The sequence below is a fragment of the Clavibacter sp. B3I6 genome (assembly GCF_030816895.1).
Lineage (GTDB): Bacteria > Actinomycetota > Actinomycetes > Actinomycetales > Microbacteriaceae > Clavibacter.
This window is the reverse complement of the sequence record NZ_JAUSYL010000001.1, coordinates 2,393,246-2,407,545: the sequence shown is the minus strand read 5'-3', so window position 1 is coordinate 2,407,545 and position 14,300 is coordinate 2,393,246. Positions and strand designations below refer to the sequence as shown.

The window sequence follows — 14,300 nt, the reverse complement described above, 5'->3', positions numbered from 1 at the left end:
GGGAGCCCGACCGGCACCGTCCGGGGACGCGGGAGGGCCGCCGCGATCGCGTCGCGACGGCCCTCGTGCGCTCGAGGCGCGGTGCGGGATCAGGCGCCCTCGCGGGCGTCCTTCTCCTCCTCGGACTCGCTGGCGGTGTAGTCGCCGCCGGCGGGCGCCTCGCGGCGCTCCTCGTCGTGCGCGTCGGGGACCGGGTTGCCCTGGGTCTTGTAGAGCACGTCGTCGTGGTCGGCGCCCGTGGCGTGGTCGGGGTGGTCGGCGGATTCGTGGTGGGTCATGCCCGGAGGCTACGCCGCACGCGCGCGCACCGGAAGGCCGCGCGCCGCGGGGGCGCACGGGACGGCGGCGACACGGGCCGGCGCAGGTCACGGCCGGGGAGTCACGGCCGGCGAGTCACGGCCGGCGCAGCCGCAGGCGGGGAGAGGAAAGGCCCCGGAACCTGGCGAGAGGTGTCCGGGGCCTATCGAGGAGGACGGACCCTCGAGGGATCCGCGCTTCCGTAGCGGGAGCGGGACTTGAACCCGCGACACCACGATTATGAGCCGTGTGCTCTAACCACCTGAGCTACCCCGCCATGACCCTCGTCGCCGACCGCGGCCGGACCCCGAGGGATCGAGCCCCCAGTGAGGATTGAACTCACTACCTCTTCCTTACCAAGGAAGTGCTCTACCAATGAGCTATGGGGGCGTGCTCAGGCGCGTCGGAGACGCGCTGGAACCCTACGACGATAGCAGGTCCGGGACCGCCCACGAGACGCGGGACGGCCCCGGACCGGGGCACGCGGGGCGCGGCCCGGATCAGACCGCGGAGAGGTCCCGGATCTCGTCGGCCGTCAGCTCGAGCTCGACGGAGGCGAGGAGGTCGGGCAGCTGCGTGAGGTCGCGCGCGCTCGCGATGGGCGCGGTCACCGACGGCTGCGCCCGGAGCCAGGCCAGGGAGACCGTCGTGACGGAGACGCCGTGCGCCTCGGCGACGCGGTCGAGCACCTCGAGGAGGGCGCGGCCGTGGTCGTCGTAGTAGGCGGACGCGGTGCCGGCGCGCGGGCTGTCGACGTCGCCGCCGCGGTACTTGCCGGTGAGGAAGCCGCTGGCGAGGCTCGAGTACGGCGCGGAGGCGATGCCCTCGCGGATCAGGAGGTCGGCCAGCTCGCCCTCGTAGGCGTCGCGAGCGACGAGGTTGTAGCGGTTCTGGAGCACCTCGAAGCGGGCGATGCCCTCGCGGGCAGAGACGTCGAGCGCGGCCTGCAGGCGCTCGGCCGTGAAGTTCGAGGCGCCGATCGCGCGGACCTTGCCCTCGGCCACGAGCTCGGCGAGCGCGGTGACCGTCTCCTCGATCGGGGTCGCCTCGTCGTCGATGTGCGCGTAGTAGAGGTCGATGGCGTCGACGCCCAGGCGGCGGAGGCTGGCCTCGACGCCGCGGCGGACGCTGTCGCGGGACGTGCCCTTCGCCGACTCGAGCGACCCCACCTTGGTGGCGATCACGAGGTCGTCCGGGCGGCCGCGCGAGGCGAGCCAGCGGCCGATGATCTCCTCGGACTCGCCGCCGGAGTTGCCGGGCTTCCACGCCGAGTAGACGTCGGCGGTGTCGATGAAGTTGCCGCCGGCCGCGGTGTACGCGTCGAGCAGCTGGAACGAGGTGGCCTCGTCGGCGGTCCAGCCGAAGACGTTGCCGCCGAAGGACAGGGGCAGCACCTCCAGGCCGCTGGATCCGAGGGGCACGCGTGCGGGATTCGACATGGCTGATCTCCTTCGTCCGGTGATGGCGGCGGTCGCGGCCGCCCCCAGGGTCAAGCCGCAGCGGACGCCCGCCTATTCCTCCTGCCACGTGCCGGGGCGGCTTGGCAAGGGTCGGCGCCCGCCGGATGCCCGAGGACCGGTCGCCTAGGCTCGACGCATGACTCCGGCATCCCCCACAGCCCCCGCCCCGGCTGCCCGGGACGACATCCTGACCCGCCCCGACGGCGACGACGCGCACGGCACCGGATCCGAGTGGTGGCGCACCGCCGTGATCTACCAGATCTACCCCCGCTCGTTCGCGGACTCGGACGGCGACGGCATCGGCGATCTCCCCGGCATCACCGAGCGACTCCCCGCGCTCCGCGAGCTCGGGGTCGACGCGGTCTGGCTCTCCCCCTTCTTCCTCTCGCCGCAGAACGACGCGGGCTACGACGTCGCGGACTACTGCGAGGTGGATCCGCTGTTCGGCACCCTCGACGACTTCGACCGCCTGCAGCGGCGCGCGCACGAGCTCGACCTGCGCGTCATCGTCGACATCGTCCCCAACCACACCTCCTCCGCCCACCGCTGGTTCCAGGAGGCCATCGCCGCCCCGGCCGGCAGCGAGGAGCGCGCGCGCTACATGTTCCGCGACGGGAAGGGCGCCGACGGCGAGCTGCCCCCGAACAACTGGGAGTCGATCTTCGGCGGGTCGGCCTGGTCGCGCCTCACCGAGCCCGACGGCACGCCCGGCCAGTGGTACCTGCACCTCTTCGACTCGTCGCAGCCCGACCTCGACTGGACGAACCCGTGGGTGCGCGAGCGCTTCCGCGAGATCCTCCGCTTCTGGCTCGACCGCGGCGTCGACGGCTTCCGCGTGGACGTGGCGCACGGCATGGTCAAGGCGCCCGGCCTCCCCGACTACACGCCCCCCGAGGGCCAGGGCAGCATGGGCGGCGCCGGCGGCGTGGACGACGAGCCCGCCCCGCCGCCGCCGTACTTCGCCCAGGAGGGCGTGCACGAGATCTACCGCGAGTGGCGCGAGATCTTCGACTCCTACGACGGGGATCGCGCGATGGTCGCCGAGGCGTGGGTCGAGCCGCTCGCGAAGCTCGCCGACTGGGTGCGCCCGGACGAGATGCACCAGGCCTTCAACTTCAGCTACCTCGAGACGCCGTGGGACGCGCAGGCGCTCCGCCGGACGATCGACGCGTCGCTCGCGACCTTCACCTCGGTCGGCGCGCCCAGCACGTGGGTGCTCTCCAACCACGACGTGGTGCGCCATGCCAGCCGGCTCGCGCTCTCGGGCGAGAACCCGCAGGGCGTCGGCATCGGGCCGAGGTCGACCGTGACGGTGGACGAGGTGCTCGGCCTCCGCCGCGCCCGCGCCGCCAGCGCGCTCATGCTGGCGCTCCCCGGCAGCGCGTACGTCTACCAGGGCGAGGAGCTCGGGCTGCCCGAGGACGTCCGCCTGCCGGACGAGGCCCGCCAGGACCCGACCTTCCACCGCACCGCGGGCGAGCGCTACGGGCGCGACGGCTGCCGCGTGCCGATCCCGTGGGAGGCCGGCACGCCGTCCTACGGCTTCAGCACGGGCGACGCCAGCTGGCTGCCCCAGCCCGACGACTGGGACCGCTTCGCGCGCGACACCGAGGCGGCGGATCCCGCGTCGACCCTGTCGCTGTACACGGAGGCGCTGCTGCTCCGCCGTGAGCACGGCCTCGCGCTCGGCGAGCTCGCGTGGATCACGGCCGAGGGCGACGACGTCCTGTCGTTCGAGAGCGCGGGCGTGACGGTCATCGCGAACCTCGGCGCCGCGTCCGTGCCGCTGCCCGAGGGCCGCGTGCTGCTCGCGAGCCGCGCCCTCGACGGCGACGCCGTGCCCGCGGACACGACCGTGTGGATGATCCGCGACTGAGCCGCGGCCGTCACGACGACGCCCCCTCCGCCTGCGGGCGGAGGGGGCGTCGTCGTGCGGGGCGCGGGAGCGTCAGTTCGCGTGCTCGTGGAGCCAGGCGAAGGGATCCACCGCGGTGCCGTCCGCGAGGCGGATCTCGAGGTGGAGGTGCGGGCCGGTGGACGCGCCCGTGTTGCCGACCTGGCCGATCTGCTGGCCGACCTTGACGGGATCGCCCGCCTTCACGCGCATGGAGCCCGGCAGCATGTGACCGTAGACGCTCGTGACGAGCTGCCCGTCGATCACGTGGTCGATGACGAGGTGCACGCCGAGCCCGGTGTCGCTGTTCACGGACTCGCGCACGACGCCGTCGGCGATCGACTGGATGGGCGCGCCCATGCCGGGGGCGAAGTCGACGCCCTGGTGGTTGCTCGAGCAGCCGTTGGAGCAGGGCGCGATGCGCTTGCCGAAGACGCCGCTGATGGGCACGCCGGCGGCGAAGGGCCACTGGATCGTGCCGTTGATGTCGTTCGTGAACGCGCCTGCGCCCTTCGACGTCTGGGCGAGCATGATCTGCTGCGGCGTCGTGGCCGTGAACGCGTCGTCGGTGCCGCCGACCATGCGGGCGTCGGGCGCCGCGGAGAGCGCGATGCTCTGGCTGGGGATCGAGGTGGCCGGCGCGTCCGTGACGACGTTCGCCTGCGCGATGTCCTGGCCCGTGAGGAACGCGGACGACGGCAGCGAGGTGGCGATGGTGACCGTGGCGACGAAGGCCATCGTCAGCAGCGTGAGGCCGCGGGACGCGGTCGCGCGGCGACGGCCGGCGGCCGCCTCGGGCTTCGGGGTCCCGAGGGACGGCCGGGCGGAGACGGGGACGCGGCGCCCGCGGACCCGGACGTGCGGGGCGGCCGCGGGGACGCTGGCGCGCTTCGCGTGCACGAAGGAGGAGCGGCGCGCCTCGGGGGCGGCGGCGGCCGTCGCGGTGCGGAGGCGGCGGGCGCGCGTCGAGAGCGGGACGGCGTCGGGGACGACGGCGGTCTCGGCGGCGGCCGGGAGGTGCGTGGTGGGGACGGCGGGGGCCTCGACGGCGACCGTCACGACGCGCGCGGGTGCGGCCGGTGCGGCAGGGGCTGCCTCGGCGGGCGCCTCCGCGGCCTGGTCGACGTCCGCCGGCTGGTCGACGTCCGCCGCAGCGGGCGTCGACGGCGCGGACGCGCGCTCCTCGGGCGCGGATCCGCCCGACGCCGCCTCAGTCGCGCGGCGCTCGGCCTCGCGTCGCTCGCGTCGCGTCGGGTACACGGCCCCTGCGGTCTCGTCGGGGGTCAGCACGAGGGCCGCCGGACGGAGGACTGGGGGGCACGCGAGGCGTGGGCGACGGACAGGATCGTGGAGCTCCTAGCGCGAGGGACAGGGGGCTGCGCGTGCCGGCCGACGGGGGTCGGGGCGTGCGCGGGCGGCCGGTCCGAGCCCGGCCGTGATGTAACGGATCGGTAAAGGCTAACCGGAGGACGGCTTTCGCGCCACCCGGGGGATGCGCGGAGGGGCCTCGAGGGGCTATGCGCGCGGGCGCTCCAGCCGCTCCTCGAGGGCACGTGCGAGCTCGGGATCCGCCGCGATCAGGAGGTCCGCCGAGGCCGGCCCGCCGCCGATCCCGGTCACGCGCGCCCCGGCCTCCGTCGCGATGAGGGCGCCCGCCGCGTGGTCCCACGGCTTCAGCCCGCGCTCGAAGTACGCGTCCGTGCGGCCCGCCGCCACGTCGCAGAGGTCGAGCGACGCGGCGCCGATGCGGCGGATGTCGCGCACCTCGCCGAGCAGGTCGGTGATGACGCGGCCCTGCTGCATCCGCTTCTCGGCGCCGTAGGAGAAGCCCGTGCCGACGAGCGCGAGGGACAGCGGCACGCCGGCGTTGACGGCGAGCGGTCGGCCGTCGAGCGCGGATCCGCCGCCTGCGGTCGCCGTGTACACCTCGCCCCGCGTCGGGTTCACGACGCAGCCGGCGCGCGCCGTCCAGGTGAGCGGATCCGCCTCGCCCTCGACGACGGCGATGCTCACGGCCCACGCGGGGATGCCGTAGAGGAAGTTGACGGTGCCGTCGATGGGGTCGACGACCCAGGTGAGGCCGGAGGTGCCGGACGTGCCCTCGGACTCCTCGCCCAGGAACCCGTCGTCCGGCCGCACGTCCTGGAGCGCCTGCCGGATCAGGTCCTCGGTCTCGCGGTCCGTGTGCGTGACGATGTCCTCGGGGCTCGACTTCGACGCCGCGACCTCGACGCCCTCCCGGCGGCGGCGGAGCGCGAGCTCCCCGGCGCGGGTGGCGATGTCGCGGGCGATGGTCAGGAGCGCGGTGTCACCGGGGGAGGTCATGCTCCCACCCTGCCAGAGGCGCCGGTCCGGCCTCCGACCGTGCAGGGGATCGGGGATCAGGCCGGCGCGACGCCCGAGCGCTCGTCGACCGCCTCGACCGCCGCGGCGCCCTCGCGGAGGCGCCGGCGCTCCACGCGCCGCGCGTTCCACAGCAGCGCCACGCCGAGCACCATCAGCCCGCCCGCCGCGAGGAGCGCCCAGGCGCCCCCGACGTGCGTGGTGATGAGCGCCGCCACCAGGGCGCCGAGCCCCATGCAGACGATCGCGCCGACGCGCCGCGCCCAGGCCGCGCCCGAGCCGCCGGCGACCCGGCTGTCCGAGGAGAGGTTCACCATCGTCATGGTGACGACCACGGTGGAGAGGTCGCGCAGGCCGATGCTCTTCACGGCGGCCGCCTGCGCGCCGAGCAGCAGCGCGAGGACGCCCGTGATGGCGATCATCACACCGGTCTCGAGCGCGCCCACCGCGAGCCAGATGACGGCGAGCGCGAGAGTGAGCGCGGTGCCCGCGACGAGGATCCAGACGGAGGAGCGCGGGAGGTGCACGTCGGTGGGCGCACGGCGCGTGATGCGGGACGCGACGACCGCGCCCAGCATGAAGGCGAGGAGCGCCACGAGGTTGTTGAGCACGGGGATGTCGGCGACGCCCACGAGGCCGAAGCCGATGAAGAGCACGTTGCCGGTCATGTTGCCGGTGAAGACGCGGTCGAGGGCGAGGTAGCTGACGCCGTCGATGGCTCCGGTCGCGGTGGTCATCACGAGCAGGGCGGCGATGTAGGAGCCCTCGGGCCAGGGACGGGACACGGGCGATCTCCTCGCGGGTCGGGCGGCGGTCGCCCCAGGATACGGCGGGCGACGCGCGGAGGAGGGGAGGGAGGGCGCGGGTCAGGCGCTCTCGTCGCGCGTCGCGCGGGCCGCGGCGGAGGCGAGCCGGGAGACCTCGTCGTCGTCGAGCACGAGCTGCGCGGCGGGCATCAGCTGCCGGATCTGCCGGGCCGTGCGCGCGCCGACCAGCGCGCTCGCGATCCCCGGCCGCCCGAGCACCCACGCGATCGCGACCTCGGCGACCGTGACGCCGCGCATCCGCGCGACCTCCTCGGCGGCCCGCACCGTGGCGTGCCCGCCGGGCGTCATGTACTGCTCCGCGTCGAGCGCCCGGGCCGACGGCACGGCGGGCGCGCCCGGCAGGTACTTGCCGGTGAGGAAGCCCTTGGCGAGCACGCTGTGCGCGACGAGGCCGACGCCCTCCTGCCGCACGACCGCCTGCAGCCGTCCCTCGGTCCGCTCGCGCGCCAGCAGGCTGTACTCCTCCTGCACCACCCCCACGGGCACGTCGCCGGCCCCGTGCGCCAGCGCGAGCGCCTGCTCGATCCGCTCGGGGGTGAAGCCGGAGACGCCGACGAGCCGGGCCTTGCCCTGCGTCACCAGGTCGGAGAGCGCCGCGACGGTCTCCTCGAGCGGCGTGCGGGTGTCGTCGAGGTGCGCGTGCACGATGTCGACGTGCGCGATGCCGAGACGGCGGAGCGACGCGTCGACGCCGCGGCGGATGGAGTCGGCCGAGGTGCCCGGGGCGTCCCGGCTCTTGCCGACCTTGGTGCCGACCACCACGTCGTCCCGGCAGCCGCGCGCGGCCAGCCAGCCGCCGATGATCGCCTCGGACTCGCCGCCGGCGTGGCCGGGCACCCACTGCGAGTAGGACGACGCCGTGTCCACGAAGGTGCCGCCGCCCTCGCGGTAGGCGTCGAGGATCGCCCAGGACTCGTCGCGGTCGGCGGTCCAGCCGAAGCCGCTCGTGCCGAGGCCGAGGGTGGACACGACGACGCCGGAGGTGCCGAGGGCGCGCGTGCGGGGGCCGGGGGCGGCGGGGAACATCGATGGGATCCAGGTCGTCGGGCGCGCGGGCGACGGTGCCGGCGCGGATGGGCCCCGACGGACGCGTCGGGGCAGACGAACGGCCCCGCGACTGCGGGGCCGTTCCGTTCGGTGGCGAGTGAGGGATTCGAACCCCCGAAGGCTGAGCCGTCTGATTTACAGTCAGATCCCTTTGGCCGCTAGGGTAACTCGCCATGCGCACCCGACCTGTGTGATCACGGACCGGAGACGCTCGTCGATGATAGCGGTCGCCGGCCCGCGAACCGAAATCGCCCGGCCGCCGCCCCGCCGGCCCGGCCGCCGACCGGCCGCCGACCGGCCGCCGCCCGCCGACCGGGCCCCCGCCGCCGTCCCTTAACATGGTCGGCATGGCAGATTCCTCGTTCGACGTCGTCAGCAAGGTCGACCGCATGGAGGCGGACAACGCCGTCCACCAGACCCAGAAGGAGGTGGAGCAGCGCTACGACTTCAAGAACGTGGGCGCCTCCATCGAGTGGAGCGGCGACACCATCCTCATGAAGGCCTCGAGCGAGGAGCGCGTGAAGGCGATCCTCGACGTGCTGCAGTCGAAGATGATCAAGCGCGGCATCGGCCTCAAGAGCCTCGACGAGGGCGAGCCGTTCGCCTCCGGCAAGGAGTACCGCATCGAGGTCACCCTCAAGCAGGGCATCGACCAGGCGAACGCGAAGAAGCTCGGCAAGATCATCCGCGACGAGGGCCCCAAGAGCATCAAGAGCCGCGTCGAGGGCGACGAGCTCCGCGTCTCGAGCAAGAGCCGGGACGACCTGCAGCAGACCATCGCGCTGCTCAAGGGCGCGGACGTCGACCTCGACCTGCAGTTCGTCAACTTCCGCTGATCCCGGGGCCCGCGCGGCCGCGTCCCGGCGCGTGTCCCGCGGGTGCCCCGCCCCGCCGGCGCGCGCGGGCCGCCGGATAGACTCCGGCTGATGGATCCCTCGATGACCACCCTCGTCCTCGCGGGGCTGCTGGTCGTCGTCGACTTCATCGTGCGCATCACGGCCCTGCTGGTCATCCCGCGGAACCGCCGGCCGTCCACCGCCATGGCGTGGCTCATGGCGATCTTCTTCCTGCCGTACCTCGGCATCCTCCTGTTCCTGCTCATCGGCTCGACCCGGCTGCCGAAGCGGCGCCGGGAGAAGCAGCAGGAGATCAACCGGTTCATCATCGAGTCGACCGAGGGCATCGAGCGCGTCACGCGCGAGCACTCCTGGCCCGGCTGGCTCGACTCCGTCGTGGAGCTCAACCGCACGCTCGGCGCCATGCCGCTGGTCGGCGGCAACCGGGCGAAGCTCTACAGCCACTACGAGGAGTCCATCGCGGCCATGACCGCGGAGGTCGAGAGGGCGACGCGCTACGTGCACGTCGAGTTCTACATCCTCGCCTGGGACGTGACGAGCGCGCCGTTCTTCGACGCGCTCGAGCGCGCCGTGCAGCGCGGCGTGACCGTGCGCGTGCTCCTCGACCACATCGCCTCGCTGCGCGCGCCCGGCTACCGGCGCACGACGCGGAAGCTCACGGCGATCGGTGCGGACTGGCAGCTCATGCTCCCCGTGCAGCCCCTGCGCGGACGGTACCAGCGGCCGGACCTCCGCAACCACCGCAAGGTGCTCGTGGTCGACGGGCGCGTGGGCTTCATGGGCTCGCAGAACATGGTGCATCGGAGCTACAACAAGGTCGTCAACCGCAAGCGCGGCCTCAAGTGGCAGGACCTCATGACCCGGCTCGAGGGCCCCATCGTCAGCGGCCTCAACGCGATCTTCATCACCGACTGGTACGCGGAGACCGACCAGCTGCTCGTGCGCGAGACGGAGCCGATCGAGATCGCGGCGACGGAGGACGACGAGGAGCTCGACTGCCAGGTCGTGCCCTCCGGACCCGGGTTCCCGGGCGAGAACAACCTGCGCCTGTTCAACGCGCTGCTCTACTACGCGCAGGAGCGCATCGTCATCACGTCGCCGTACTTCGTGCCGGACGACTCGATGCGGTACGCCATCACCACGGCCGTGCAGCGCGGGCTGTCGGTGGAGCTGTTCGTGAGCGAGATCGGCGACCAGCCCGTCGTGTACCACGCGCAGCGCTCCTACTACGAGGAGCTGCTGAAGGCGGGCGTGCGGATCTGGATGTACCGCGCGCCCTACATCCTGCACAGCAAGCACTTCACGATCGACGACGACGTGGCCGTCATCGGGTCGAGCAACATGGACATGCGGTCGTTCAGCCTCAACATGGAGGTCTCGCTGATGGTGCGCGGCCCGGGCTTCGTGCGCGAGATGCGCCGGATCGAGGACGGCTACCGGGCCCGCAGCCGCGAGCTCACGCTCGAGGAGTGGAGCCGCCGCACGCGGTTCAGCACCGTCCTCGACAACCTGGCGCGGCTCACCTCGGGCGTGCAGTAGCCGCGGGATGCGGCCGACCCGCGGGGGTCAGCCGTCCTCCGGCTGGGCGCCGGGTCGGGCACCCGGTCAGGCGTCGGACGCGGACCGGTCGCCCCGCGGATCCGCCTGCTCGTGCGCGACGGCCCGGTCGAGCACCGCCTGCAGGAGCGCGTGGAGCTGCGTGTCGCCCGCCTCGTCAGCCGGGTCGACCGCGATGTCGCGGCGGACCTGGTCGCCGACCTGCCAGATGAGGGGGAGCATGTCGCGACCCGCCTCGGTGAGGCCGACCGAGAGGCGGCGCTCGTCGGTGGTGTCGCGGAAGCGCGTCACGTAGCCGAACACCTCGAGGCGCTTCAGCAGCGGCGAGAGGGTGCCGGGGGTCAGGTGGAGCTTCTCGGCGAGGCCGACCACCGCCTGCGGCTCCTCCTCGTCGAGCGCCAGCAGCACGAGGTACTGCGGATGCGTCAGGTTGAGCGGCTGCAGCAGCGGCCGGTAGAGCGAGACCACCGCGCGCGAGGCGGCCGCCAGGAGCACTCCGGTCTCGTCGTGCAGCAGTGCGTGGGATCTCTGTGCCATGTCTTCTCCTCTGGCTCGTCAGTACGTCGATGCCGGGGTCTTGGACACTTCCTCCACCGTACGCCTGTCGGAGCATGAGGAGAGGTACGCACAGGCAACCATCGGCCGGGGTCGTCCGCACGCTCACGCGAGCGTAGTGGGGAACGACGCCACCGCGAGCGCGCCGAGCACGATCCAGGGCCCGAAGGGGACGGCCGTCGTGGCCCGCGCCGGACCGCCGACCAGCAGGACGGTCGCCGCGACGCCGCCGAGCAGCGCGCCCACCGCGAGTCCCAGCGCGACCTCGGCGGCCCCGATCTGCCCGAGCACCAGGCCCACGACGCCGGCGAGCTTCACGTCGCCGGTGCCGAGGCCGCCGCCCGTCGCGGCCTGCAGCAGCGCGAGGACGAGGACGGCGGCCACCCCGCACGCGACCGCCTGCAGCAGGAGGCCCGATCCGCCGACGGCCAGGGCGAGGGCGGCGGCCGCGAGGGCCGCGGGGGCCGTCGCCCGGTCGGGCAGCCGGTGCGCGGCGAGGTCGGCGAGGACGAGGACCGGGCCCACGGCCACCAGCACCAGGGCGGGTGCGAGGTGCGCGGGCGGGGCCTCGGTGACGACGAGCGCCGCGAGGACGCCCGTGACGAGCGCGGCGACGACGGCCGCGGTCGCGCCGAGCCCGGGGAGCGGGCCGAGCGGCCGCGCGTCGAGGCCGTCCGCACGGCGTCCGCCGGCGAGGGCGACGCGGGCGAGGGCCGGGGACGCGGCTCCCAGGGCGGAGCCCGCGAGACCCGCCGCGGCGACGAGGAGGGGCGGGGCGGCGGGGATCACGCGGCGACCCTAGGCGCTCGGCCGCGACGGCCGGCCCGGGCCGCCGCGACCTGGGGACGGACGACGAGACGGGCGCCCGCGGGAGGACCGCGGACGCCCGTCGGCGCCGATCAGGAGGGACGGATCAGACGGACTGCCGCGCGCGCGACGCCGTGAGCATCTCGTCGCGCTCGACCACCTTGATGCGGGCGCGGCCGTGCGGGGCGCCGAGCGCGATCTCGTGCTGGTCGAGCGCGTGCCAGCCGGAGAGGTCGGTGAACTCGATGCCGCGCGAGGCGAGCAGGTCGACGATCGCCTGCTCCTCGGGCGCCTCCGGCGTCCACCAGTCGCCCTGGTCGTTGAGCACGTGCGAGACGGTCTCCATGGCGTCGGACTTGGTGTGCCCGATGAGGCCGATGGGGCCGCGCTTGATCCAGCCCGTGGCGTAGACGCCGGGGATGCGCGTGTTGTCCATGTCGAGCACCTGGCCCTCGTGGTTGGGGATCACGCCGCGGCGCTCGTCGAACGGGATGCCGTCGACGGGCGAGCCGAAGTAGCCGACCGCGCGGTAGATCGCCTGCACGGGCACGTCACGGAACTCGCCCGTGCCCTCGACGCCGCCGTGGCCGTCGGGACGCGTGCGCTCGATGCGGAGGCCGGCGACGCGCGGCTCGGCAGTGTCGTACGCGAGCACCTCCGCGGGGCGCGAGTAGAAGTGCAGGTGGAGGCGGCGGGACGCGGTGCCGGCCTCGCGCGTGCGCCACTTCTCGAGCACGCGGCTGATGACCATGACCTGCTTGTTGGTCTTCGCGGCCTCCTCGGCGGCGGGATCCACGCCGAAGTCCTCGTCGTACACGACGACGTCGACGTCGGGCACCTCGCCGAGCTCGCGGAGCTCCAGGGGCGTGAACTTGACCTGCGCGGGACCGCGGCGGCCGAAGACGTGCACGTCCGTGACGGGCGAGCGCTTGAGGCCCGCGTAGACGTTGTCCGGGATCTCGGTGGGCAGCAGGTCGTCCGCGTGCTTGGAGAGCATGCGCGCCACGTCGAGCGCCACGTTGCCGTTGCCGATGACGGCGACCTCGCGGGCGTCGAGCGGCCAGTCGCGCGGGAAGTCGGGGTGGCCGTCGAACCAGTTGACGAAGTCGGCCGCGCCGTAGGAGCCCGGCAGGTCGATGCCCGGGATGTCGAGCTCGGCGTCGCGGATCGCGCCCGTGGAGAAGATGACGGCGTTGTAGTGCCGCTGCAGGTCCTCGAGGGTGATGTCGCGGCCGTAGTCGACGTTGCCGAAGATGCGGATGTCGCCGCGGTCGAGCACGTCGCGGAGCGCGCCGATGATGCCCTTGATGCGGGGGTGGTCGGGCGCGACGCCGTAGCGGACGAGGCCGTACGGCGCGGGGAGGCGCTCGAAGAGGTCGATGGAGACGTCGAACTGCTTCTCGGCCTTCAGGATGATGTCGGCCGCGTAGATGCCCGCGGGCCCTGCGCCCACGATGGCCAGCCTGAGCTTGGTCACTGGTGTCCTTCTGTTCGTCGTCGTCCCCGTTCCGGCCGTGGGGACGTGGTGGTGCGGATCCCCGCGAGAGCCGGCGGGGACGAGCGGCAGCTAGCGCGTGCGCTCGACGATGGTGTCGGCGAAGCGCGTGAGCGCCTTCTTGACCGGCCCCTCCGGGAGGGGGGCCAGGGCCTCGACCGCCTCGGCGGCCCAGCGGTGGGCCTCCGCGATGGTGCGCGCCGTGACCTCGTGGTCGCGGAGCTCGGCGATGGCGGCGGTGAGGTCGGCCTCGGACTCCGGCGTCTCCTCGTGCTCCACGTCCCGCTGGATGCGCGCGAGCAGCGTCGCCGCGCCCTGGTCGGTGGCGGCGAGCCGGGTCAGGTAGAGGAGCGGCAGCGTCGAGACGCCGGCGCGGAGGTCGGTGCCGGCGAGCTTGCCGGTCTCCTCGGGCTGGTCGGCGAGGTCGAGCACGTCGTCCACGAGCTGGAACGCGACGCCCGTGCGCTCGCCGAACGCCAGCACGGCGGACTCGAGCTCGGGGTCCGCGCCGGAGTAGATGACGCCCATCTGCGCCGCGCAGGCGATGAGGGACCCGGTCTTGTCGGCGAGGACGTCGAGGTAGTGCTCGATGGGATCCTGGTCGTCGCGCGGGCCGATGGTCTCGTGCAGCTGCCCGAGCACGAGGCGCTCGAACGTGGCGGCCTGCAGGCGGATGGCGCGGGGACCGAGGTCCGCGACAATCCTGCTGGCGCGCGCGAAGAGGAGGTCGCCCGCGAGGATGGCGACGGAGTTGCCCCACACGGCCTGCGCGCTCGGGACGCCGCGGCGCATGTCCGCCTCGTCCATGACGTCGTCGTGGTACAGCGACGCGAGGTGCGTGATCTCGATGGCGACCGCCGCGTCCACGACCTGCTGCGTGTTCCCCTCACCGAGCTGCGCGATGAGGAGCGCGAGCATCGGGCGCACGCGCTTGCCGCCCGCGTCGAGCAGGTAGCGCGTGGTGACGTCGGCCACGTCGTCCGCGAAGCGCACCTCGCGGAGGAGCTGCTCCTCGACGAGGGCCAGGCCGTCGTCGATGCTGCGGGCCATACGGCGGTCGTCGGAGGACGCGAAGAGGCGCTCGGTGATGCTCGCGTGGGCGGCGACGGAGGTGCCGCGCCGGGCGAGCGGGAGGCTCGGACTCATGATCGGCGTCCTTGT

The 14,300-nt window shown here is 73.6% G+C and carries 13 protein-coding genes and 3 tRNA genes; 3 read left to right on the top strand and 13 right to left on the bottom strand.

Features of this window, described 5'->3' with window-relative positions; all coding sequences use genetic code 11:
* Positions 1–89 precede the first annotated feature (89 nt).
* From QFZ62_RS11665 to QFZ62_RS11650, 4 genes are all read right to left on the bottom strand, one after another.
* On the bottom strand, positions 90–278 hold the full coding sequence (locus QFZ62_RS11665) for a hypothetical protein (RefSeq protein ID WP_307505856.1): 189 nt from the start codon (positions 276–278) through the stop codon (positions 90–92).
* 222 nt (positions 279–500) lie between these two features.
* Positions 501–574 (bottom strand) — tRNA-Met (locus QFZ62_RS11660).
* A 41-nt stretch (positions 575–615) separates the two neighbouring features.
* A tRNA-Thr gene (locus tag QFZ62_RS11655) sits at positions 616–687 on the bottom strand.
* A gap of 110 nt (positions 688–797) precedes the next feature.
* The gene (locus tag QFZ62_RS11650) at positions 798–1,736 is read right to left on the bottom strand and encodes an aldo/keto reductase (protein WP_307505853.1); all 939 of its coding nucleotides are present in this window, start codon (positions 1,734–1,736) and stop codon (positions 798–800) included.
* 157 nt (positions 1,737–1,893) lie between these two features.
* Here QFZ62_RS11650 and QFZ62_RS11645 point away from each other — a divergent pair, with 157 nt between their 5' ends.
* A complete protein-coding gene (locus QFZ62_RS11645; protein WP_307505850.1) occupies positions 1,894–3,633 on the top strand; it encodes a glycoside hydrolase family 13 protein in 1,740 nt (579 codons plus the stop codon).
* Positions 3,634–3,705: 72 nt separating this feature from the next.
* Here QFZ62_RS11645 and QFZ62_RS11640 read toward each other — a convergent pair whose 3' ends face one another.
* The 5 genes from QFZ62_RS11640 to QFZ62_RS11620 all read right to left on the bottom strand — a co-directional run bounded on the left by QFZ62_RS11640 (position 3,706) and on the right by QFZ62_RS11620 (position 8,041).
* Positions 3,706–4,941 carry a M23 family metallopeptidase gene (locus tag QFZ62_RS11640; RefSeq protein WP_307505847.1) on the bottom strand — a complete coding sequence of 412 codons (1,236 nt, stop codon included), beginning with the start codon at positions 4,939–4,941 and terminating at the stop codon, positions 3,706–3,708.
* Between the two features lie 225 nt (positions 4,942–5,166).
* On the bottom strand, positions 5,167–5,976 hold the full coding sequence (locus QFZ62_RS11635; RefSeq protein WP_307505844.1) for an inositol monophosphatase family protein: 810 nt from the start codon (positions 5,974–5,976) through the stop codon (positions 5,167–5,169).
* A 56-nt stretch (positions 5,977–6,032) separates the two neighbouring features.
* Positions 6,033–6,779 (bottom strand): YoaK family protein, encoded by a 747-nt coding sequence (locus QFZ62_RS11630; RefSeq protein ID WP_307505842.1) that lies wholly within the window; start codon positions 6,777–6,779, stop codon positions 6,033–6,035.
* Between the two features lie 81 nt (positions 6,780–6,860).
* Entirely contained in the window at positions 6,861–7,847 is a 987-nt protein-coding gene (locus QFZ62_RS11625) for an aldo/keto reductase (protein ID WP_307505839.1), read from the bottom strand.
* A gap of 112 nt (positions 7,848–7,959) precedes the next feature.
* A tRNA-Tyr gene (locus tag QFZ62_RS11620) sits at positions 7,960–8,041 on the bottom strand.
* A 174-nt stretch (positions 8,042–8,215) separates the two neighbouring features.
* Between QFZ62_RS11620 and QFZ62_RS11615 the strand changes: the two genes are divergently transcribed.
* Positions 8,216–8,704 carry a YajQ family cyclic di-GMP-binding protein gene (locus QFZ62_RS11615; RefSeq protein ID WP_307505837.1) on the top strand — a complete coding sequence of 163 codons (489 nt, stop codon included), beginning with the start codon at positions 8,216–8,218 and terminating at the stop codon, positions 8,702–8,704.
* 90 nt (positions 8,705–8,794) lie between these two features.
* Complete coding sequence (cls, locus tag QFZ62_RS11610) at positions 8,795–10,264, top strand: cardiolipin synthase (RefSeq protein ID WP_307505834.1); 1,470 nt, start codon at positions 8,795–8,797, stop codon at positions 10,262–10,264.
* A 66-nt stretch (positions 10,265–10,330) separates the two neighbouring features.
* Here cls and QFZ62_RS11605 read toward each other — a convergent pair whose 3' ends face one another.
* The 4 genes from QFZ62_RS11605 to QFZ62_RS11590 all read right to left on the bottom strand — a co-directional run bounded on the left by QFZ62_RS11605 (position 10,331) and on the right by QFZ62_RS11590 (position 14,285).
* Entirely contained in the window at positions 10,331–10,819 is a 489-nt protein-coding gene (locus QFZ62_RS11605) for a MarR family winged helix-turn-helix transcriptional regulator (protein WP_307505831.1), read from the bottom strand.
* Positions 10,820–10,942: 123 nt separating this feature from the next.
* On the bottom strand, positions 10,943–11,626 hold the full coding sequence (locus QFZ62_RS11600; protein ID WP_307505827.1) for a prepilin peptidase: 684 nt from the start codon (positions 11,624–11,626) through the stop codon (positions 10,943–10,945).
* Between the two features lie 124 nt (positions 11,627–11,750).
* Positions 11,751–13,121, bottom strand: a complete 1,371-nt coding sequence (locus QFZ62_RS11595) for an FAD-dependent oxidoreductase (protein ID WP_307505824.1) — start codon at positions 13,119–13,121, stop codon at positions 11,751–11,753.
* Between the two features lie 90 nt (positions 13,122–13,211).
* On the bottom strand, positions 13,212–14,285 hold the full coding sequence (locus QFZ62_RS11590; protein WP_307505822.1) for a polyprenyl synthetase family protein: 1,074 nt from the start codon (positions 14,283–14,285) through the stop codon (positions 13,212–13,214).
* Positions 14,286–14,300 lie beyond the last annotated feature (15 nt).